Origin of the sequence: Desulfobacter sp., from assembly GCA_028768525.1 — a bacterium.
Classification (GTDB): Bacteria; Desulfobacterota; Desulfobacteria; order Desulfobacterales; family Desulfobacteraceae; genus Desulfobacter.
On record CP054837.1, the window covers coordinates 5057740 to 5077628 of the forward strand.

The following is a 19889-nucleotide window of genomic DNA, read 5'->3' on the forward strand; positions in this document are numbered from 1 at the left end:
TCGCGGCAACATGTTAACAAAAACGCATATTAGGAGGTCCCATGAGCGACGAGATTAAACACGACGATTTTACCGTAGACAAGACCAACCTCTACCGCGAAGAAACCATTACTGATTTTAAAATCGCCACCCTGAAGGTGCTCTGCCCCATCCATATTGACGGCACAGACGATGAGTCCCGTACCAGGCGGTATTTCGGAGAAACCCAGATGGTCTCCCCCGAAGGGCCCATCCCGGTCCGGTCCATGTTGCCGGCCACCTCACTGGAAGAGGCCGTGGACGCCTTTCCCAAAGCCATGGAGAAGGCCCTGGCCTCCCTGGTGGAACAGGTAAAGCAGATGCAGAATAAATCCAAGGCGGGCCCGGGGCCAAAATCCCGCATTATTCCGGGACATGGTAAGATTTCCGCCTAATCCTAAAACTAAGGTGACAATTATGCTGACAACGGGAAAACTCATGTCAACCGTCCCGGAGGATTATCCCCTGGGACAGGCAATAGGTGTCACGACCGGCCAATACAAGAATATTCGGCAGTTGCTGAACCGCCGCAGCCCGGGGCTGATGCGGGCGGCGCGCAAGGTGATTGAAACATCGGAATTCAAGTATTGCAATGATTCCAGGGAAGACAGCTTTTTATGGCAGCATACGGTGTACGTTGCCTCCCTGGCCATGACGCTTTCTTACCGGGAGGGGGTGGATCCCCTTTTCCCGGTGATTACGGCGCTCTTCCATGACTGCGGAAAATTTGAAAACGGAAAATTCCACGCCGGTAAAGCCCCCGAAGAGGAAGCCGGGGCCCAGATTGCCTGCAAATTGCTTGCCAGGACCGGTTTTTCCAGGGAAGAGGCCCTGCAGGTCCAGGAGAGCATCCTGGCCCTGCATAACGACAAAAAACGGGGGGATATCAATACCCGGATCGTCAATGATGCCGACTTCCTGATCAAATTCGGCCACATGGGGTTTGCCAATTTTTTTGAAAAATCCGTACTCAGGGGAATGGCGATCCGGAACAGCATTCTTAGAACCCTGAGCAAGGAACTTACCTATGCGGCCGCCCTGGAAACCCGGATGTACACCCGGTCCGGGAAGGACATGGCCCGGAAAAAGGCAGGCATTTCAATTTCCCTGTTCAGAAATTATCTTGAAGAGCTCAGGATCACAGGGATTTCAGAATATGAAATCAGGAGGATGGATGTCAACTGGGGAACATATTCCCAGGAGATTGTCCGCCTTTACCTGGTGCTCCCCCGGTTCTGCGAGCACTGCTGGAACCCCCTGGCCGTCGGTCTTGACCGGGAAAAGGGGATCAAGCGGGACCGGCTGGTGGTGAATATCGATTGTGCCGCCTGCAACCGGAACAACGGGTATGATTTCTCCTTCTGCCTCCCCGAGCCCACAGTACACTGACCAGGGCCGGCACCATGCCGGCGGCGGTCCAGGGCAGTAAACGCATGAAAAGATAGGCCGTTTCAGCGTCAAAACGAACCTGGCAAAGCAGAAAAGATGCGTTTGCCCGGGGCATCCATAGACCCCGGGCAAACGAAACGAACAATCAATTTTTATGAATTGAACAACCCCTCAACACTCAGATACCGCTCTCCTGAATCCGCAAATATCCCCACAAGGGTTTTCCCTTTGTATTCAGGCTTGTCAGCCATTTTTTTCAGGACACAGGCAACCGCCCCTGAGGTGATGCCAACCAGAATGCCGTTATCTGCAGCCAGCTGCCTGCACATGGCAAATGCCTCTTCTTCCCTGACCAGTGCGATCTCGTCAATGATCTCCCTGTCCAGGGTTTCTGGCACAAATCCCGGAGCCGTCCCCATCATGCGGTGGGGGGTGAAAACACCTTTTGAAATAAAGGGTGCGCTTTCGGGTTCAATGGCCACAAGGCGGATATCCGGATTCTGTTCCTTAAGGTATTTACCCGCCCCGCAGATCGTACCGCCGGTGCCGAGGCCTGCCACCAGGACATCGATTTCCCCTTCGGTATCTTTCCACAGTTCCGGGCCCGTGGTTTTATAATGGGCATCGGGGTTATCCATATTGATGTGCTGGCCCACATAAAAATACTCCGGATGGGCCTTTCTGATTTCATTCATCCTGTCTTTCGCCCCTTTGGTCCCAAGGGAGGGGTCCGTCAACTCCAGTTCCGCCCCAAGGGCTTTCATCACTTTGCGCCGTTCTATGCTCTGGATGGCCGACATGCAGAGAATGATTTTATACCCTTTGAGTGCTGCGATATAGGCCAGTGCCATCCCGGTATTGCCGCTGGTCATTTCAATCAGGGTATCTCCGGGTTTGATTTTTCCCGCCTTTTCTGCCTGATTGATGATGTTGAACATGGGGCGGTCCTTTACGCTGAAAGGATTCATAAATTCACATTTGGCAAGCAGGGTTGCGTTATCTGATAATTTACCCAACTTCACAAGAGGGGTGTTGCCGATCAGATCAAGCATTGAATTGGAATAGTGCATTATCATTCTTCCTTGTGTTAATTAAATTTTGTCTGGATTGAAAAGATGGCGAAAATTTACTCCTGCCAGCATTTTGAGGTTTTCCCGTCAAATAGTTTTTCCAGCTTTGATACCAGCGTGGCACCGGCAATATCGCCGACCATATTGGTGGCGGTAATCCCCATGTCCAATATCCGGAACAGGCCGATCATCATTGCACCGGCTTCAATGGGAAGGCCGAAGGAGGACAGGAATATTGTAGTGGAAACGAAAATTCCCCCTGGAATCCCCGGACTGCCGAGGGTCAGAATCAGGCCCATAAAAGAAAACTGCAAAATGGTGCTGAATGTAATATCCAGGCCCATAATCTGGGATGCGAACACCCCCATGATACCGAACCATATGGCATTTCCGTCCATATTCATGGTGGCGCCCAGGGGAATTGAAAAATTGGTGATTTTAGCGGGAAGGCCAAGGTCCTCTTCCGTAACCCTAAGGGAGACCGGTATGGTGGCCGCACTGCTGCAGAGGGTAAACGCGGTGAGCCATACCGGTTTAACCTTCTTGATAAAAGACCAGGGGTTGAGCCTGACAAAAAAGAAGATCACCCCGACGTATACGCAGAGCACTTGAAGGAACAAAGCGATATAGACGCTGCCGAAAAATCTGGCAAAGGGGCCGAAGATATCCGCACCGAATTTTCCGGCGGTCCAGGCCATGAGCGCGGCAATGCCATAGGGGGCCAGTTCCATCACCATCATGATAATTTTCAGCATCAGGGTTGAAAGGTCATGGAAGGCTGTTGTCAGCCTTGTTTTGGTCTCCCCGCCGATCAGTAAAATTGCGATTCCGGTAAAAATGGCGAAGAGGATCACCTGGGGAAGCGATCCACTGGCCATGGCACTGAAAATATTTCCGGGAACAAAGGAGGACATCGTATCCCAGAAGCCCGACATGGTTTGAACTTTGGCTGCTGCGGCCCCGGACTCAAGGGTGATGCCGGTCCCGGGGCTGAACAACAGCCCGATGGATGCCCCGATCAGGGCGGCGGCAAATGTGGACAACATATAATAAATCATCAATTTACCGCCTGCCTTGCCAAAATTACGCGCATCATCCATCTGTCCGATGCCGTATACCACATTGGCAAAAACCAGAGGAACGACGGACATTTTAAGCAGTTTCATGAATAACATGCCAATGGGATGAAGAGAGACCCCAAATTCCGGAAAACTGAACCCGATAATCAACCCGACGATCATGCCTATAAAGATTTTGTTTGCAAGCCCGATTTTCTTTTTACCCATACCCATGACACCCTCCGTTAGCTGTTAACTGGATAGACACCTTCCCTTGCCGAATCGGGAACCAACCCGTTGTCCCGGCGCCCATCCTGAACCTGCACGGCCGGATGGTTGACCCTGAGTCAGAAATGATGCGTTTTTCCAAGTGGTCTGCATCTGATTCCGCAAAGTAATAGGACGATACCATAAAAAAGGGTGGAAACCTCACTCAAAATATTGGTTTTCATACAAATCATGTTTAAAAATTTGGTGATATTTATTCCCTTCTTATATTGGTTTTTGATACAAATAATGGGATGGATCATGGGGGCAGGGCGGTTCATTTGGCGAAGCAGTAGTCCGGATGGCGTTGTACGATAAATTTTTATAATTAAAGGAATCTACCGCTGTATTAATTAATTGACTTTAGGAGAATTTCCAGATTATTATGGATGAAAGATTCAGCGGGGAAATGAAATTTCATACTGAAAATATTAAATGATCATGTCAATTTTCTATTATAATTTAGATTGGATTTGATACATATCATGGTTCAAAATTCAGCCGGAGAGGATCTGGAAATTGATATTGCCCATAAAATATCAGCGGCGCAATATCCAAAACAGGTGGAAATGGTGTCAGAACGATCTCCGCTCCGCGAAGATCAAATTATTTTCAGCTACCCTTATTATCGATTGGTATTCTGCACATCCGGTTGTGCGGAATTTAAAATTATAAGGAATAAACAGGAGGCTGACCTTGCGCTGCAAAAAGGGGCTGCAATGGTGATCAAACCCGGGGCGTTTATAAAAAGCACCAACCGGAAACCCTATGAGACATGTGGCATGCTCTTGAGAAATCAGTCCATTGATTTTTTCACCAACGACCATTTATTCCGCCACAGGCATCGATTTTTGCTGCCCATCCGAAATGTAAGAAAAGAGCTTTATATGCTTTTTGAACAATGCATCAAATTCTCAGAAAGCGATCTTCTCCTGGAACAGTATACCAGGCTGATATGGGCCCATATCGATGAAATGATAAACAAACAAAGGCGGTCAAAGGGCGCACATATAACATTCGCAAAAGCCAAATCCTATGTTAACAAACACTTTCAGCATGGAATAACCCGAAAACTTGTTGCCGCGGAACTCGGCTTAAACCAGGATTATTTAAATGCGTTATTCTGCCGGTTTTCCGGCCTCAGCTTTACCCAATATCTTCTGAAAATCAAGCTGGAGAAAGCAAGCGAGCTTCTACACGATGCGCACCTGTCCATTTCACAGGTTGCCAAGCTATCCGGTTTTAACTCAAACACATACTTCGGGCGCCAGTTTAAAATGCATTACAAGATGACACCGTTGAATTATAGAAAAACATTGAATAGACCATAGGCAGGATGCCATCCCCCCGCTTTTTGCGTCATACGGGTGACCTGCCGGGAAAGGGATCACCACCATTGAGAGGGTATGTTTCCATATCGCAACGTTTATCAGAAAGAGGATGATTCCATGTGGCGCCTGCCGGGGGGATCAATCGTCCTTATACAGGATTTCCCGGACCGCGTCATCCAGGTTCCGGGATGAAATCTGCCGGATTTTTATCCCGGCACTGGACAGCACGTATCCCGGCCCTTTGTGAGAGACATCTTCCTTGATCCCCACATGGGTGACTTTTTGGGCGGCCAGCCATTCCGCCACACGGAGCCCTTTTGCGGTCATGACGTTGCAATGGGGATTCTCGATGACGGTTTTTGAATCCGTGGTCTGATTGTTCCTGTTAATATGAACCCGGGCAAAGTAAGGGGCCTCCCCGAAGTGGGGGCTGATATGACCGCTCTGGTCGGACAAGGGCAGGGCCACAATGTCATGGGTTCGGACCTTTGGCTCATAATGGATAATGATTTTCTCAATATTGGGGATCTGGCTTGAGATCCGGTTTTCGATTGTTTCACTGATCCGATGCGCCTCTTCAAGCTCTCCGATATTTAAGGTGATGGTTGCCTGGATAAACCGATACCGTCCGGCATTGCGCCCGATAAGGGATTTGATTTCATCCACGGCCGGTTCCTGGCGGATCAGGCTGCTGATGTTATCAAGGGTGGAAAAATCGATGGATGCATCCAGCAAAACCCTCATGCCGTCAGAGAGCAGGTCCCAGCCCGCCCTGGCAATGAAGATAATAATCAATGCGGCACCGAGCCGGTCGATGGAAATGCCCATGACATCGATCTGCAGGTCAAAATAGCTGAACAGAACGGATACTAAAACCACGATGGATGACAGGACATCCACCTGGCGGTGCCGGCCTTCTGCAATCAGGGCCGGAGACTGGGTTCTTTTGCCGACGTGAAGGGCGTACTGGCCGAACAGAAATATGGCAAGGGTACTGGCGATCAAAAGGAAAATTGAAACAGGGGTAATGTGCGGCGGGCTGTCGCTGGAAGAAAAAATCTGTTTGACGATTTCATACCCTGCAATGAAAATAAACAGGGAAATGGTCACCGAAGCCAGGTTTTCAAGCTTGTAAAGGCCGAGGGGAAAAGATCGGGTTTTACGCGCCGAAAGCCGGATACCGCCGTAAATAACCAGGGATGCCACTGCATCCGTTCCCGAATCAATGGCACTGGCGGTGATCGCAAGGCTGTCGGTATAAATAGCCAGGGCGGCCTTTATGACAGCCAGAACTAAATTCAGTAAAAACGCCAGGCCTGCAATCCTGAATATCTGATGGGTATCGTCTGTTTTTTTTATGGCAGGTTCTATGGCTGCATTCTCCAAACAGGTTGAATTTAATAATCATTTCATTGTTCAATTAAAAAATCAATCGGATTGTGTAAGAATCATATCGCCGCCCCCTGGGCTTACCCATTGAGACAGGATAGAAAAAGGAGATGCCGATTGAACCGCTTTTTATTGTTTCTTGATGCGCGGGCATAACCCGGCCGCAGCGCGGGGGCGCGATTCCGTTTTAGCATTCCCGGTCGACCTGACCGGGAATGCAGCTAGGCATCGTGTAAAAAAGAAACTTTTTTCGTTGATGGTTTTTTTTGTACACGTCCTAATCGTTTTTAAAATCTTTATGTATTTTTTTCAGGGATTTGGTCCATGATGCTTTCCGACAGAGCCGTGATCGTCAAACTGGGATTCACTCCAAGATTGGCTGGGACCACTGATCCATCCGCCACATAAAGGTTGGGGTATCCGAAAAGTTCCCCCTTAAAGTTGACCACACCTTTTTCCGGAGACTCACCCATGCAGCATCCGCCCAAAATATGAGCTGTGGATAGTGAATTAAAAGCGGCTTCCGGTATAGAACTTAAGGGAATCCCATCCATTTTTTCTGCAAGAATGCTTGTGACTTTATTGGCAATGGGAATATAGGCCGGAGCCCTTCTTAAACCTTCAGGGACTTGAGAATTCAGGCTTTTTGCCCCCAAACGCCACCATCTGCGTTTGTAATCCAGTTCCAGGTAGTTTTCATCTGTCTGCATTACCAGTACGACCGTTGTAGATACTGCTTTACCAAAAGGCCACAGCAAGAGGGCTAAAAATTGTATGGGATGACGGAGGATATTTCCGAGATACCGTATTCCACGAGGGATTTTTCCGCCCCCACCGGTTAGCACCGTAAAAAGATTTAACAAAACATCTGACCCCTTGTTATACCGAACCATTTCGATATGGGTGGTGGCATCCGGATAAATGCCGGAGGTAATGGCAATCTGGTCATTCCAGTCCGTATTCTTATCTTTTGATTTAACACCGAGAAGCGTTTCTGAATTTGTGCGGACGAAATTGCCCAGTTGGTCGGAAATATTCGGAAGCTGCCCGTTTTGTTTGCATTGGTTTAAAAGCTTAACAGTTCCGAGTACACTGCCGGAAAAGACGACACTTTTTGTGTGAAACATTTTTTTGGGGTGTCGAATCCCAGTTGATTTTTCAGCAAAAACATCATAGCCGTCTCCATTCGGCTGGACACCGGTAACCAGAGTTTCGGGAATAATATTCACCCCAAGGCCTTCGGCCAGATAAAGGTAATTTTTATCCAAGGTATTTTTGGCTCCTACCGGGCACCCGACCATACAAGAGCCGCAAAACGTGCAACCGGTCCGTTCCGGTCCTTTGCCGCCAAAATAGGGGTCTGGAACCGTTTTGTCCGGAGTGCCGAAAAAGATGCCTACATCATTTTTATGAAACGTGTCCGTGTCTGTTAATTCGATACCAACTTCACGTAAACATTTATCAGCTTGTCCGACCTGCGGGCTTTCATTGGCGCCGAGCATTTTTTTGGCCTTCTCATAAAACGGCATCATTTTGGCTTTCCAATCTCCCGGTCCCCACTCTGGTCTTTCGAAGACTTCATCCGGCGGTACCAGTAGTTGGTTGGCATAAACCAGGCTGCCGCCGCCGACACCACCGCCATGGAATATCAAGGCGTGTTTTAACTGGGTGACCATCTGATACCCATAACAACCGATGGCCGGAAGCCATAGGTTTTTCTTTATATTCCAGTTGGTTTTAGGGAAATCTTCGGTTCTCCAGCGTTTGCCTTTTTCCAACACAGCGACTTTATACCCTTTTTCCGCCAGGCGGAGTGCGGACACACTACCACCAAAACCAGAACCGATTACGATAAAATCATAACTCTCTGAACTGAGCTTATCCTGGGCTGCTTGGTTTGGCTCCACTATAACCTCCAAATTTGAGTTGTTAGTTCGGTTTGCTTATGCCAGACTTTTTATATGATTGATCACAACCTTCCGAGATGCGTTTCTTGGCCTTCCAGTCGTCCTTTTAGAGGCTCCTGACAGTCATGGTTTTTTGCATTATTCATAGGCATTGAAAGTTTAACGATACTGATGGTATCTGATTGAAATCAGATCCTTTCACCGAGGACTCATCACCAGATAACATCGGAACTCATTTTTCTGAGGATCTTATCCACGTTACATAAATCGACAACAAAAAACAATTATTTCAGCAAAATGAATTAAATCAAACCCCTATACTTATAAGCGGCCTCATTCTACCGTGATCCCCAACCCCAATATGGTATCCGGCCATATCTTGAACTTGTGGGCAAAAATTAAGATTCTGCCCTGTTTAATTTCCTTTTCTGAAAGAGGGAGGTGATTCTCTCGGATCTGCGGGAGGGAAAAAAAATGTATACTTTTGCCTGAGTATGTTTACTTATTACTCTTGTTTTCTCAATGAACCAATCGCCCACCATGACCCGTGAATTTTAACCAACTTTGCATTAATAAGCCAGCTACGACTACCCTTACGATAAAAGACCATTTCCTTTTCACCCGGCAAGCCAATCTGCAGTTCATTGTCAACGAATATTCCTTTTAATCTATAAACAGTGGGCTCTATTTTTTTTCTCTCAGAGGCTATAGCATAGACCACATTTGCAACATAAATGTCTCCATCTTTCTTGATTTCTTCAACAGCTAATTTCATGTCAAGGCCACCCCTTCTCCCAAGGCTCCCATGCCAACTACCTGAAAACATTTTAATTCTCTCAGGGGTAGTAGAAGATGGCGCTATGATTTTTATATCTTGCGGTAATTTAGCATGCAGCGAACTTTCTAATGGCTTGGGATATAACTCCCAAGGTGGCCATTCTGTTAAATATCTGTTTTTAAGGCAGCCAGCTGTCGTAAAAAACAATAATATGGAGACAAGAAAAATTGGAATCATTTTTTTATAGCTAATGGCACCATTCATTGGTTGATCCTCCCTATTGCCAAAAAAGGTTTTACAAACTAGAACTTGCTAACAGGGGATTGTACAGATCAATATAAAACGGAGTGTGTGAAGAATATCTGAAGTCAACGTTATTGGAGATATAATTCTTGAATCATAACAAATACCAAACCACCAAAGAAAACAACCATTACAAGTCCAATCCAGACAAGATTTAACCTATTTAGAAAATGGCTTCCAAGATTAAAGGGATAGCCTAATTTCCCCTCATTAATAATACTATTTCCTGCTTTCCTGAATACGATTAGATATATAAAAAAAACACCAATCGCCAGGCCCAATGCGCCCAATATAGATAAAATGATAAAGAACATGATTGAATCCATAATAGTCCTATAATCAAGTTAATTGGAGATTATTGTAATTAAGTTTCGGGTCAAGCTTCAATAAATAATGAAATCAATTAGTTATATAGGTATTTTTGTGCTATAATGCCAAAAACACTTTAACTGCACTATGTCAGCACTAAAAATACATCTGCTTTTCAACTGTAGCGCATAGTGCGTTTCTGATCATTTAGCGAATCTATTCCGCTTGATTAAAACTCCAATATCGTTGCATTGCAATAATTCATTCCTCACTATCCTTTAAAACAGCACACAGAGCAACAGTTTAATTGCGGTTGTGACAATTTGCCATCTAACATCTTAAATTAATAGATTTTTTTCTCTTGATTTAAAATTATTACTAATGTATGTATCATTACTAAAAAGGCTTAATATGTTAAAGTAATGAATTCTATAAAATATATAAATTGCGGAGAATTTAAAAATGACTGTAACGGTAGACAGAGGACAAACAACGGTAAACGTGGAAAGCATTCAAGCACAAGGCCAAACTCAGAACGCCAAAGCTATTGCTATGGAGAACTTGGATAAGCAAAGACAGGATTCAAAGGTCAGTGACGGCATGAATGTCAAAGAAAGCAAAGGCGCTATTGCACAAAATCAGGAAAGACAATCCAAAATCAAAGCCAATAAAGCTTCAGCTTTACACGCTCAAATAGTCAGTGCCATTGAAGGGGCTAACCTTGAGGCCACAACTGAACTCATTGAAGAAACCAAGAAGCGTTTTTTCTGCAATAGCAAAATGGAAATTCGCCCTAAATCTATTTACAAGACAATTTCTGATTTCCTGAATAGCTTCAGCCACAACAAAGCAAAACCCAAACCTGTCCAGACCCTAGAACAACGGGTTGAAAACCGCACTCAGGAAAAAGAAATGGCATTTGAGGAAATGATATATTTCAGTCGTTGCGGGGATCATGATGGATATTTGAAAGCAAGAAAGGCATGGGCCGCCCTTTAATTGAAATGGAGTAAAGTAAAATGAAGAATAAAGATGATACTGCCCCTCTGTGTAAATGTGGGTGTGGTCAACATGTGAAACGATCTAAGGCCACCGGCAAATGGAATCGTTTTGTCCTGGGACATAACAATAAAAAAACTGCATATGAAAAATCTGAGTCTAAAAACAGACCCCATAGATTTCATAAAAAAAATAAGTTTGGCAAAGGAAGACCAAAGGGAAGCAAAAATAAATGTACCATCGCAGCAGAAAATATTTTTGAAGAAGAAAGCGGAGCAATTGCCCGTCAAGCTGTAGACATGGCCCTGAATGGCCATCCCCAGATGATTAAGCTTATCATGGAGAGAACTGTCAGCATCAAAAAAAGTTCTGCAATTAAACTTGATGGAATGCCAAAAATTGATTCAGTTGAATCAGCAGGAAAGGCAGCAGAATTTATTTTGCAATCAATTGCCACAGGGAGAGTGTCACCACTTGAGGGAGAAATCTTAAGCCGTGTTTTGGACAAAAGACTACATTCTCTTCAGATAACAGAAATAGAGCAAGAGTTGAAAATGATAAAGGAAAAAATAATTGAGTGAGCAGCAGAGCACCATTTACTTTTTTGAGTCCCCTTTTCCTCAGGTGACGGGGGCTTGTCCTATCGTCATGCTGATTATACATTGTTTTTTGAAATTTCAACGTTATTGATATGTACATATTAAAGCCGTCAACTAAATTCAAAAAAGTAGTTTATATATGCCAATTTTAGACATAGATATTCTGTTTTTTTCAACGCTGTACTTTACTGATTTTGTTAATTTTATAGTAGGGAGGTACGATTATGACCGCAGGGATTGGAGCCTTACAATCAGCACTTGGCCGGGTAAAAAAAAAATTACCATGTAAAAATCCTAAAATTTCTGTAGTTTCTGCGAATAAAGATGGATCTGTAGATTTCCCTGATAATTGTAGTACAGGAATACTACTTGTTCCTGCTAAAATGACAGAACTTGAATGGGAAAATGCTTCTGAGAATTGAAAACTGGCCTTAAATTAGATCTATAATATCAGAGTTATTAGCTTTTCCCTACCTTGAAAAATAATAGTATAAATGTGCGGCTTAATAAAAAACATTCGCATCTGAAGCATATAAGATCTGTAAAAATCTTTGATGGATTTAACAGAAAGTGTCAGAATAATTTTACTTTTCCAAAATATTTTCTATCACCGAAAAGTTCGAAATGACACAATAATACAACTGTCTTGGTTTGTTTCTAATAATTTTTATAATTTACTCTCCCCAGTATTGCTACGGGCTTGATATGTTAAATTTACTCCAGAAAATTTCTTTCTACATATAATCATATCAAGGCGGTTTAATACAATCAATGTATCCTGAGTCACCCATTCCCTTTTTTCATTTAAATCATCTAAATTTTTCGAAGTGTCTCGATGTTTGCTTAAAGATGGGGCACCATATTTTTTTTTAAGAGCATTTTCAAGGAAGAGAAAACATTTATATTGATCTGGCTCTGTTTTGTCTAATCGTAAAAGAACTTTGGAAAGTCTTTTTTGAGAATCGAAATTCATATAAACATCAAAAGAATATTTTTCTATTGTAAAACCGGAAAATTTATATTCTTCCAACTTTAGTTGTGTCGGTTCGCTTAAATCTTCTTTTAACGCAACTCTGACTTCATCAATGGTCATGCCCCATTTAACTTTATACCAGCCCCCCTCTGCTCTACTATCACTCGCTATAATAATATTTATGCAACAAATAAATGCAAAAATGAAAACATTAAACCAAATTTTGTTCTTCTCCATCATTAGATTATTTCCTTATTCTTAATTACGAGATTCTCATTTTCGTAGTGGGGATTCTCTGTCTCCCCGATTCTAAATAATCCCTAAAGTTAGTTTGTATGGAAGTGGTAATTGTCGTTTAAATTGAAACTGACATTCATCATTTATAGAAATTAAAGCTTTTAGTAATGTGTCGCCATTAGTTTGATAATTCCTAAAAATTTCTAATATTGTAGAATACAGTGAGATGCAAATATCACGATTCATCGCAAAATAGTTCATTCTTTGCCAGACGCAATCAAAACAGCCAAATAATATCATTTTCTGTAGGAGGATTTAATTTCATGACCTTTATTTTAATATTTTATTTCCTATCTGAGCCTCAATTATTCCTTTTGATCTACAACTCAGCGTAATGTCTTGATCTACAGCTCCAGGCTTGTATTCACCTTGAATGTTTGACAGAATTGTGATCGTTTTATCATCCACTATCACGTTAAAAGCTACCTCTGTTTTTGTCCTTTTATCTTTAAGATAATCGATACCCATTGTAGTGCCGCAGTTTGCTTGATTTGGTGTGAGTCTCCAATTTTTTAAGGAAGTTGATATAAATCCAGAATTATCATCAATAGACTGAATTTGAAAACCTTCAAGAAGTAAAACACGTTTAGCTTTTTCTACAATCAATGTTTTACTTGAATTATGAGGAGCTGTGAAATTTTGATTTTGGATTTTAGGGGTTTCGTATGTCATTGCGCATCCAGTTATAAAAAAACAAGCGAGCATCAGTGTGACTTTAGGGTTCATGATTTTTCCTTTAAATTTAATAGGTTAAACATATTAGCCTTAATCTTTTTATGTTTTTGTGAATATGGCGGTTTGCTTAACAACATTTTAATGCTCAGTCTGTTCTCCCTGTTGCTTCTAAACACTCTTTACAGCGTTTTATAGGCAAGGATTTAATTTCAGGGTAGTGCATTAAATTGATTTTCATAAATTCATTATAATAATCGAAAACGATATTAAAATTTTTTTCTTTAATCATTCCTCCAGTGTCCATGGAATGGATAATTTTACTGTTATTTAAGTCGCTTAATTCTTTTAGTTTTGGTGAAATGTATTCTCGCAATGAATTAGGGGAAAGTGAAGATTGAAGACAATTTTTGCAGCCGTTGAACAATTCAACAGCGGATCTATTATCGATATTGCTTTCAATTATGTTTTTTGACCATGTATTAAAATATGCCTTATCAGCACTTCTTACATTTAATCCTATGTTTTGTATTAACTGCCTCTTTCCTATCAGATCCATCGTTTGTGGTTTATCTTTGTCCTGCTTATATCTTTCTATGCTTACACTTGCCTGGTGCATGGGCATTAATATAGCTTTAATAGGCAAAATTGGTTTTCCGCTTTTCGATAGGAACGCCCCTGCTTTCGTGAGCCATTGATTTGGTGCAATGAATTCGTACTTCATAACAGAACCTTTCCACTTGAAAATGAGCAGCATTCGACAATTAATCCAATTAGATGATGAATTATATCAACTGCTTAATTTAAAAGTCAATCCTGAATATGGTTTCCTATTCATAAAAACTGTGAATTCGCACAATTTGCTACCAGTTTAATCTTGATCTAGATGATTCAGCCTCAATACTGTTGATCTTATAAAATCTTTCATCATTACCTGGATATCATGATTTTTCTGTGGCGTTAATTTCTCTGTGCGACTTAAATCGGGCACACTCCGGCCCATACTATTCAACCGTTCTATCACCTTTAACCTTTTGAGGATGCCTGTACGAACTTCTTTTTGTATATTGCTCTTCCATCATCTGTATACAGCGATCATTGATGTCATCTATAGAAATATCAGTTTTACCGTTAACAACATCAGCAATAATTTCGTGGAGATTCTCATTGCCATTGAATTCAAGATCTTGAGCGTGCTCTTTACTTTAATGGCTTGTTTCAAATCCTTTGGAAAGGTGGCGCAGACAAAGCCCGTTTACTGTCGACATAACCAGGATCATAATTTTTTTGAAGTACCCTAAAAACATCTTTTTTAATGTTCTATTGCATTACAAGACTTGTTTTAAAATCAAGTTTAATCTCCCAATTGTCTGAACTATCTTCTGGTGGCAGTTGAGTCATTGGAAAAAACAGATAGCGGCTCACCTTAATTTTATAGCAACGTGAAAAATTCTTTGGGATAAAAAAACAGCGATGTAACAACGGTTAAACAATTTTTATTTTATACATTTTCTTCTATAATCTCAAAAACTTCACTTTTGAGTTAAGACAATTTTACAGAAAATAATGGTTATTTTTATACAATAGAATTTTCTTTTCTACTTCCTTGAGTCGATATCGCCTTCCATGTTTATTTCTTTTGATATCCTCTTTTATTTCCTTCAACCATTTTTGCAATTTTGGGTAAGAATTTATTTCATTGGCAATGGCTATGGGTTTCTTGACCCCTGAATAATATTCTGAAGCAATATTCAAAACCTTTTTTCTGTCTATTGCTGGAATCTTGAAATATCTTTTGAACAGAATCCGATAATGTTCTTTGGCTGATTTTAGATCGTGGATATCGTTAATTTTGAGGACTCGTTTAACATTGGCTGTACCAGATATGGTGAATTCTACTCTGAAGCAGGGTTTATAGATTTTATCTCGCTGTAATATTTTGCTGTCCGATACATAGGATTTGTTAAAATTATTGGATGTCTTCCCTTTTTCCTTTGCCAGATAGGTTGTATGGGAATCAGAAATTTCTATTTTGTATGTAAAACCTTTGTCCCTGCTCCATTTCCTGTATATTTTCCCGTCAAATCTTCTTTGTAGTTCCCGGGCATATAGTAATGATAGTATGATTGGAAAATATTCACAGGAGATTTCTATTTTTGTGAGATAGCCTTCCAGTCCATTTTCTTTAAGGGTTTCCTTTAGAATCCTTATGAATTTTTCATTGCAGACAGTGGCAACAATTTTGGATTTATAACCGGCCAATCTTCCTTTGTGGCTTGCCGGATGAATCATTTTTCCATATCTTGAAGGCTGACCGTTTTCCATCAACTTATCCAAAGGCAGGATTTCAATTAATTCTTCCTCCGAAATCTTGAAATTAACTGTTACTACGTCAAAATAGTACAGCTTACTTTTTATGATTTTTCCTTTGATTCGTTCCACTTTCTACTCCATCTGTGGTTGTGGTCATGGCAGTGGGTTTTTTTGCTATTTCGCTGATTCTAAAAAAGTCATCATATAGATAGTTTCTGCGTGCATGATGCAAAAAGACATATCATCGTATCTTGTCATCAGCGGAATTTGATTTCCACGCACATATCGTTGAGTTTTTGATACACAGAAAGCAATCTGATCCATCTGAATAATTAGAAAACTGTTTTCTGTGTATCAATCCCGTCTATCCGGCGGTTTTCACAAGATTGTCTTTCATGAATTTTTTTAGCTCAGGGACCGGATATGAAATCTTCTTTCCCCCCAGCTTGCTATAGGCTGGACCTGTACCCTGTCCCCTCATTTTTCGTAGAAGAGCCTCTGAGCATCCCAGAAATTTAGCAGCATCATTCGTATTCAACCCGAATGGAGACAATGATTTTTTAACTTTTTTCATAATAAACCTCCCAATTCAAATGATATTATGAAATTTTTCTAAGATTGATTTCAGGGTTAATGGTGCAACATATTCTGCGCTTTTTTCCCAGCTTAAATTGAACTTGTTACCAAGTCTGGCTTGTTGATTATTTCTCTTTGCTTTTTCTTTTCTTTGTTCAAGGATTAGTCCATACATCTCTTTTTGTAGACACCCGCATGATCTTGTTTTTCCACTTGACAGGCTTTTTCCAAATATGACTTTTTCATTCCCACAATCACACTTGCAAAGCCATTTGTACGACCCTCCATTTTTCCCAACCGTTTTCATAACTTTAAGTTTACCAAATCTCCTTCCTGTAAGATCTTGAAAAGCTCCCATTGAGAATCCTCCATTAAAAATTTAAGGTATCGATGACCAACAAAACTTTTTGTTCGTCTAAAAGCGAACGAAATTTTTCCGGCTAAAAAGTAAGAAATCTGTTCATGCTGAATAAGATATGCATAAACAGATTTTGAAGTAGTGATAGTTGAAAGAAAACTTATTTTCTCAGTAATTTCGACCAGTTGTCTAATATTTTTCTGAAGTTACCATGCTTCTTCATCTGCTTTTGGAAGGCGAAAAATTCTCTTCTAAGCGAATCTTCTTTTATACCCATTTTCTTTGAGCACTTATCAAACGCCTTGGTTTTTGTGATATTTCTTGATCTGGCACTATTAATATAATCATATATCCTGAACATCTTCTTCAGTCGGGAAGAATCCTCTTCCGGCATATCCCCAGTAAATTTATTGGCCCAACTTATTACAAGTTTTATTACTTCCTGATCGTGATCTCCTTCTATAAGCTTTTTGATTGCCCACATTCTGGTTGATTTTTTCGGGCTGTGGTTTTCAAAATAATTTTCAAATTTATTCTGTAGCCAGTCCTTAAATTCGTATTCAACATCCCTTGGAACCGAAATATTGTTTTTCTGACAGTAAAGCCATAATTGAACAGATTTTATTTTATACGTAGGTTTTTTTATCCTTAGGCTGATTTCGCACCGTTTAACAAACCTCCAATAAAAAAATATTTCCTTTTCTCGATACTTTTCCCTGAAATTACCCATTGCTTTCCTCATCAACTGAAATGACATTGCTTGTCAGGTATTTTTCCCATTTTTTCAGGGCTATATACATTTCCGGGAGATAATCGTGAAGGTCATATACCGCAGGCATCCCTTTCAATCTGTGATTCAGTATCTTCTCACTCACGATAAAATCAACCCGTAATTTGGGGAGGTAGGTCCTCACCGTACGCCGTAGGTCATGACTCCCAAGGACATCAATATCCTGCTTTTTACTGAACTTTTGCAAAAATCGTGTCGTGGTGCTCGGATTGACAGGCTGCTCCCCTGATCTTCCGGGAAATACATATTCAGTCCGAGCCTGATCCTGAATATGTTTGATAATGCTACGAACAAGTGGCGGTAAGGGGATTTTATGGGTATTTTTAGTTTTTACATTGCCTTTAGGGATAGTCCAAACCGGAATTTCTTTCCAATCATCGATATCCGGGTCACTTGAAAGATTTACATTTTCAGACTTGATCTGATCAAACTCCATTAACCTTGTTTCATTGATCCTCTGTCCGGTTAATAGAAGAATCTTCAATAGATTGTGACAGGGACTATCAGTCAGATTCTCCCACAGAAGTTTCATTTCTGCATCATTTAAAGTCCTTTCCCGTGGTTCAGGTGCAGCGGGCTTATCAACACTTGTCATGGGGTTTTTGTGGCTCTCAATTTGCTTTTTCTTTACACAGAAGTTGAAAAAATTAGATAAAACCAGATAAACAGTATGAGCTTTGGCTGGGAATCCATCATTAATCTTTTTTGTGAGAACAGATTCAATATGATGGTCCTGAACCTCTCCTATCTGATAGTTTCCAATCTGGGGGATAATATCTAAATCTAATGTCCCCTGATATAATTTAATAGTATTTGGCCGTTTGTCCTGCTTGCTCTCCATGAATATTTTACTGAACTCCTTCACGGTGTTGGTTTTCTCTTCATTTTTAGCAAGCTGAATATTGACGCCTTTATTAATTTGCATTGAAAGTTGATTCGCCTTTTCCCTTGCTTCTATTATGCTAACAGCCGGGTATTTTCCTATTGTCCTGGTAAGGGGTTTTCCATGTTTTTTAGACCACCGCTGATAACTGAAACTTTTGGTGCCAGTTGGAGAAATGCAGCACCTTAAACCAGGCGTTTTGAGGTCAAAGACAAAATAGCGTTTATCTTTGATGATATCTTTTTTCGTTAACTGATGGTCTGTGAAATTGAATTTGGTTTCAGTCTTGCCGGTCATCATATACTCTCCAATGGGTTGAGATTGCCCTTGATAGATATATGCACTATGAAATACGTAGTGCATAGTGATGTTTTATATCTGAATATAGAATATATTATAGATGAATAAACGCTAAAAAGCAATTATAATAGCGCATTGAGAGATATTGAGAGATATAACAAGAATGAATTACGTTAATTGGAGATTATCTTGATTTTCCTTCTAATGGCAAGATTTTTTTCTAAAAAGCCAGATAATCCGGTATTAAATTGATTTTAACATTGAAAATAACCGGTTTATCCGGTTCATTTTTTTGGTTTGAAATCTGTTTGTATTCTTAAAGTGCTGTTTTTGCCCCCGAAAAAGCGATTATAGGCCTGTTTTAGGGGGTGTTTTTTGACCTATGTCCTTAATTGACATCCTTCTTTCGTGGTCCGACCCCGGCCATGGGCCATGCCCGGATCAGTCCTTTCTCCTATTCATCAACATGTATATCGTTTTCATGTGGATATATTTTTTTATGTTTTGTTAAATACCCTTGAAACGTGAAGCCAATATTTTGGTTGATTAAATCGTTCGGGGATATCACAAGTGGATTTATCCAATGATTAAAGTCCGCTCGGCCTATTTTATTAAATGATGCTAATGCTAGTTCAGAGCAAAAATACTTCGATTTTTCTGGGTTAAAAAATCCTGCTTTGTATCTATGCCGAATAAAAGTTTTGATCAAAGGATAAAGCAACCTGTATGTTAATCGTTTTGGTTCCTTTAACCAGTAGTGACTTTTCCAGTAAATTTCTCTACAAAGTGGAAGTAATGCGGCTCCAGATTTATTGTAAGGTTTACCGATTTGCCTTTTTAAAAATCCCACAATTTCAATTTGCTGGTCATATGAAACGTGCTTATCTCTCATTATAGTGATGAGGGTATAATTTTTTATAAAGTCTTCAATGAGATTGATTTTAACACCACTCCCTGTAGCATCTACAACCCTATATTTATCCACAACTATTCCAACATGACCATAGATCCCTTTTGTCATTTGCTGGATAACCCGATTATTAAATGATTTGTTTTCTATTTCTTCATCAGTGTAACAAATCAATAAGTCGCCGATCTCCACATCGTCTATTTCAACTTTTTGTGGTATCTTATCATTTCCAATTTTTATTCCTGGTATTAAGCATTCATTGCCAGTTTGATCTATATCTGAAAGAAGAACCATAAAATTCTAATATTACGTCCAAATTGTAATGTTGACTTACTTCAAGAACGACCATGCTTACCGGTTGGGGCGTAGCGTAGCAAAACATCCATGTGAATTGGCGTTG

At 41.0% G+C, this 19889-nt stretch carries 21 protein-coding genes; 6 read left to right on the top strand and 15 right to left on the bottom strand.

Features of this window, described 5'->3' with window-relative positions:
- Positions 1-41 precede the first annotated feature (41 nt).
- Both HUN04_22245 and HUN04_22250 read left to right on the top strand, forming a co-directional pair.
- Positions 42-413 carry a cytoplasmic protein gene (locus HUN04_22245; protein ID WDP92294.1) on the top strand — a complete coding sequence of 124 codons (372 nt, stop codon included), beginning with the start codon at positions 42-44 and terminating at the stop codon, positions 411-413.
- Between the two features lie 22 nt (positions 414-435).
- Positions 436-1407: an HD domain-containing protein gene (locus HUN04_22250; GenBank protein ID WDP92295.1), complete on the top strand. Its 972-nt coding sequence runs from the start codon at positions 436-438 to the stop codon at positions 1405-1407.
- A 152-nt stretch (positions 1408-1559) separates the two neighbouring features.
- On the opposite strand, the gene cysK is transcribed toward HUN04_22250, so the two are convergent.
- Positions 1560-2477, bottom strand: coding sequence for a cysteine synthase A (cysK, locus tag HUN04_22255; GenBank protein WDP92296.1), 918 nt, complete (start codon positions 2475-2477; stop codon positions 1560-1562).
- Between the two features lie 56 nt (positions 2478-2533).
- Positions 2534-3763 carry a dicarboxylate/amino acid:cation symporter gene (locus tag HUN04_22260; GenBank protein WDP92297.1) on the bottom strand — a complete coding sequence of 410 codons (1230 nt, stop codon included), beginning with the start codon at positions 3761-3763 and terminating at the stop codon, positions 2534-2536.
- 524 nt (positions 3764-4287) lie between these two features.
- Between HUN04_22260 and HUN04_22265 the strand changes: the two genes are divergently transcribed.
- Positions 4288-5133, top strand: coding sequence for a helix-turn-helix transcriptional regulator (locus HUN04_22265; GenBank protein ID WDP92298.1), 846 nt, complete (start codon positions 4288-4290; stop codon positions 5131-5133).
- 138 nt (positions 5134-5271) lie between these two features.
- Here the strand turns inward: HUN04_22265 and HUN04_22270 are convergent, their stop codons facing one another.
- The 4 genes from HUN04_22270 to HUN04_22285 all read right to left on the bottom strand — a co-directional run bounded on the left by HUN04_22270 (position 5272) and on the right by HUN04_22285 (position 9836).
- Positions 5272-6492: a cation diffusion facilitator family transporter gene (locus HUN04_22270; protein ID WDP93371.1), complete on the bottom strand. Its 1221-nt coding sequence runs from the start codon at positions 6490-6492 to the stop codon at positions 5272-5274.
- A gap of 326 nt (positions 6493-6818) precedes the next feature.
- Positions 6819-8429, bottom strand: a complete 1611-nt coding sequence (locus tag HUN04_22275; GenBank protein WDP92299.1) for a GMC family oxidoreductase — start codon at positions 8427-8429, stop codon at positions 6819-6821.
- A 505-nt stretch (positions 8430-8934) separates the two neighbouring features.
- On the bottom strand, positions 8935-9471 hold the full coding sequence (locus HUN04_22280; protein ID WDP92300.1) for a hypothetical protein: 537 nt from the start codon (positions 9469-9471) through the stop codon (positions 8935-8937).
- Positions 9472-9581: 110 nt separating this feature from the next.
- Entirely contained in the window at positions 9582-9836 is a 255-nt protein-coding gene (locus HUN04_22285; GenBank protein WDP92301.1) for a hypothetical protein, read from the bottom strand.
- Positions 9837-10281: 445 nt separating this feature from the next.
- Here HUN04_22285 and HUN04_22290 point away from each other — a divergent pair, with 445 nt between their 5' ends.
- The 3 genes from HUN04_22290 (at position 10282) to HUN04_22300 (ending at position 11839) form a co-directional block, all read left to right on the top strand.
- Entirely contained in the window at positions 10282-10818 is a 537-nt protein-coding gene (locus tag HUN04_22290) for a hypothetical protein (GenBank protein WDP92302.1), read from the top strand.
- Positions 10819-10838: 20 nt separating this feature from the next.
- Positions 10839-11399 (top strand): hypothetical protein, encoded by a 561-nt coding sequence (locus HUN04_22295; protein ID WDP92303.1) that lies wholly within the window; start codon positions 10839-10841, stop codon positions 11397-11399.
- Between the two features lie 242 nt (positions 11400-11641).
- Positions 11642-11839 (top strand): hypothetical protein, encoded by a 198-nt coding sequence (locus tag HUN04_22300; protein WDP92304.1) that lies wholly within the window; start codon positions 11642-11644, stop codon positions 11837-11839.
- A gap of 245 nt (positions 11840-12084) precedes the next feature.
- On the opposite strand, the gene HUN04_22305 is transcribed toward HUN04_22300, so the two are convergent.
- From HUN04_22305 to HUN04_22345, 9 genes are all read right to left on the bottom strand, one after another.
- Complete coding sequence (locus HUN04_22305) at positions 12085-12630, bottom strand: hypothetical protein (protein WDP92305.1); 546 nt, start codon at positions 12628-12630, stop codon at positions 12085-12087.
- A 327-nt stretch (positions 12631-12957) separates the two neighbouring features.
- A complete protein-coding gene (locus HUN04_22310) occupies positions 12958-13413 on the bottom strand; it encodes a hypothetical protein (GenBank protein WDP92306.1) in 456 nt (151 codons plus the stop codon).
- 94 nt (positions 13414-13507) lie between these two features.
- Positions 13508-14083, bottom strand: a complete 576-nt coding sequence (locus tag HUN04_22315) for a hypothetical protein (protein ID WDP92307.1) — start codon at positions 14081-14083, stop codon at positions 13508-13510.
- 830 nt (positions 14084-14913) lie between these two features.
- Positions 14914-15801 (bottom strand): hypothetical protein, encoded by an 888-nt coding sequence (locus HUN04_22320; protein WDP92308.1) that lies wholly within the window; start codon positions 15799-15801, stop codon positions 14914-14916.
- A 235-nt stretch (positions 15802-16036) separates the two neighbouring features.
- Positions 16037-16246 (bottom strand): helix-turn-helix domain-containing protein, encoded by a 210-nt coding sequence (locus HUN04_22325; protein ID WDP92309.1) that lies wholly within the window; start codon positions 16244-16246, stop codon positions 16037-16039.
- Between the two features lie 15 nt (positions 16247-16261).
- A complete protein-coding gene (locus tag HUN04_22330) occupies positions 16262-16606 on the bottom strand; it encodes a hypothetical protein (protein ID WDP92310.1) in 345 nt (114 codons plus the stop codon).
- A gap of 160 nt (positions 16607-16766) precedes the next feature.
- A complete protein-coding gene (locus tag HUN04_22335) occupies positions 16767-17336 on the bottom strand; it encodes a hypothetical protein (protein WDP92311.1) in 570 nt (189 codons plus the stop codon).
- Positions 17329-18579 carry a site-specific integrase gene (locus tag HUN04_22340; GenBank protein WDP92312.1) on the bottom strand — a complete coding sequence of 417 codons (1251 nt, stop codon included), beginning with the start codon at positions 18577-18579 and terminating at the stop codon, positions 17329-17331. Before HUN04_22340 ends, HUN04_22335 begins: the two co-directional genes overlap by 8 nt.
- A gap of 454 nt (positions 18580-19033) precedes the next feature.
- Positions 19034-19783 (bottom strand): hypothetical protein, encoded by a 750-nt coding sequence (locus HUN04_22345; protein ID WDP92313.1) that lies wholly within the window; start codon positions 19781-19783, stop codon positions 19034-19036.
- Between the last annotated feature and the right edge of the window lie 106 nt (positions 19784-19889).

Excerpts from the sequence above, each read along its gene's own strand:
- cysK (WDP92296.1), bottom strand. The coding sequence starts at position 2,477 with ATGCACTATTCCAATTCAATGCTTGATCTGATCGGCAACACCCCTCTT.
- HUN04_22345 (WDP92313.1), bottom strand. The coding sequence starts at position 19,783 with ATGGTTCTTCTTTCAGATATAGATCAAACTGGCAATGAATGCTTAATA.
- HUN04_22310 (WDP92306.1), bottom strand. The coding sequence starts at position 13,413 with ATGAACCCTAAAGTCACACTGATGCTCGCTTGTTTTTTTATAACTGGA.
- HUN04_22295 (WDP92303.1), top strand. The coding sequence starts at position 10,839 with ATGAAGAATAAAGATGATACTGCCCCTCTGTGTAAATGTGGGTGTGGT.
- HUN04_22315 (WDP92307.1), bottom strand. The coding sequence starts at position 14,083 with ATGAAGTACGAATTCATTGCACCAAATCAATGGCTCACGAAAGCAGGG.
- HUN04_22335 (WDP92311.1), bottom strand. The coding sequence starts at position 17,336 with ATGGGTAATTTCAGGGAAAAGTATCGAGAAAAGGAAATATTTTTTTAT.
- HUN04_22280 (WDP92300.1), bottom strand. The coding sequence starts at position 9,471 with ATGAATGGTGCCATTAGCTATAAAAAAATGATTCCAATTTTTCTTGTC.
- HUN04_22260 (WDP92297.1), bottom strand. The coding sequence starts at position 3,763 with ATGGGTAAAAAGAAAATCGGGCTTGCAAACAAAATCTTTATAGGCATG.
- HUN04_22330 (WDP92310.1), bottom strand. The coding sequence starts at position 16,606 with ATGGGAGCTTTTCAAGATCTTACAGGAAGGAGATTTGGTAAACTTAAA.
- HUN04_22285 (WDP92301.1), bottom strand. The coding sequence starts at position 9,836 with ATGGATTCAATCATGTTCTTTATCATTTTATCTATATTGGGCGCATTG.
- HUN04_22245 (WDP92294.1), top strand. The coding sequence starts at position 42 with ATGAGCGACGAGATTAAACACGACGATTTTACCGTAGACAAGACCAAC.
- HUN04_22265 (WDP92298.1), top strand. The coding sequence starts at position 4,288 with ATGGTTCAAAATTCAGCCGGAGAGGATCTGGAAATTGATATTGCCCAT.
- HUN04_22340 (WDP92312.1), bottom strand. The coding sequence starts at position 18,579 with ATGATGACCGGCAAGACTGAAACCAAATTCAATTTCACAGACCATCAG.
- HUN04_22300 (WDP92304.1), top strand. The coding sequence starts at position 11,642 with ATGACCGCAGGGATTGGAGCCTTACAATCAGCACTTGGCCGGGTAAAA.
- HUN04_22325 (WDP92309.1), bottom strand. The coding sequence starts at position 16,246 with ATGAAAAAAGTTAAAAAATCATTGTCTCCATTCGGGTTGAATACGAAT.
- HUN04_22305 (WDP92305.1), bottom strand. The coding sequence starts at position 12,630 with ATGATGGAGAAGAACAAAATTTGGTTTAATGTTTTCATTTTTGCATTT.
- HUN04_22290 (WDP92302.1), top strand. The coding sequence starts at position 10,282 with ATGACTGTAACGGTAGACAGAGGACAAACAACGGTAAACGTGGAAAGC.
- HUN04_22250 (WDP92295.1), top strand. The coding sequence starts at position 436 with ATGCTGACAACGGGAAAACTCATGTCAACCGTCCCGGAGGATTATCCC.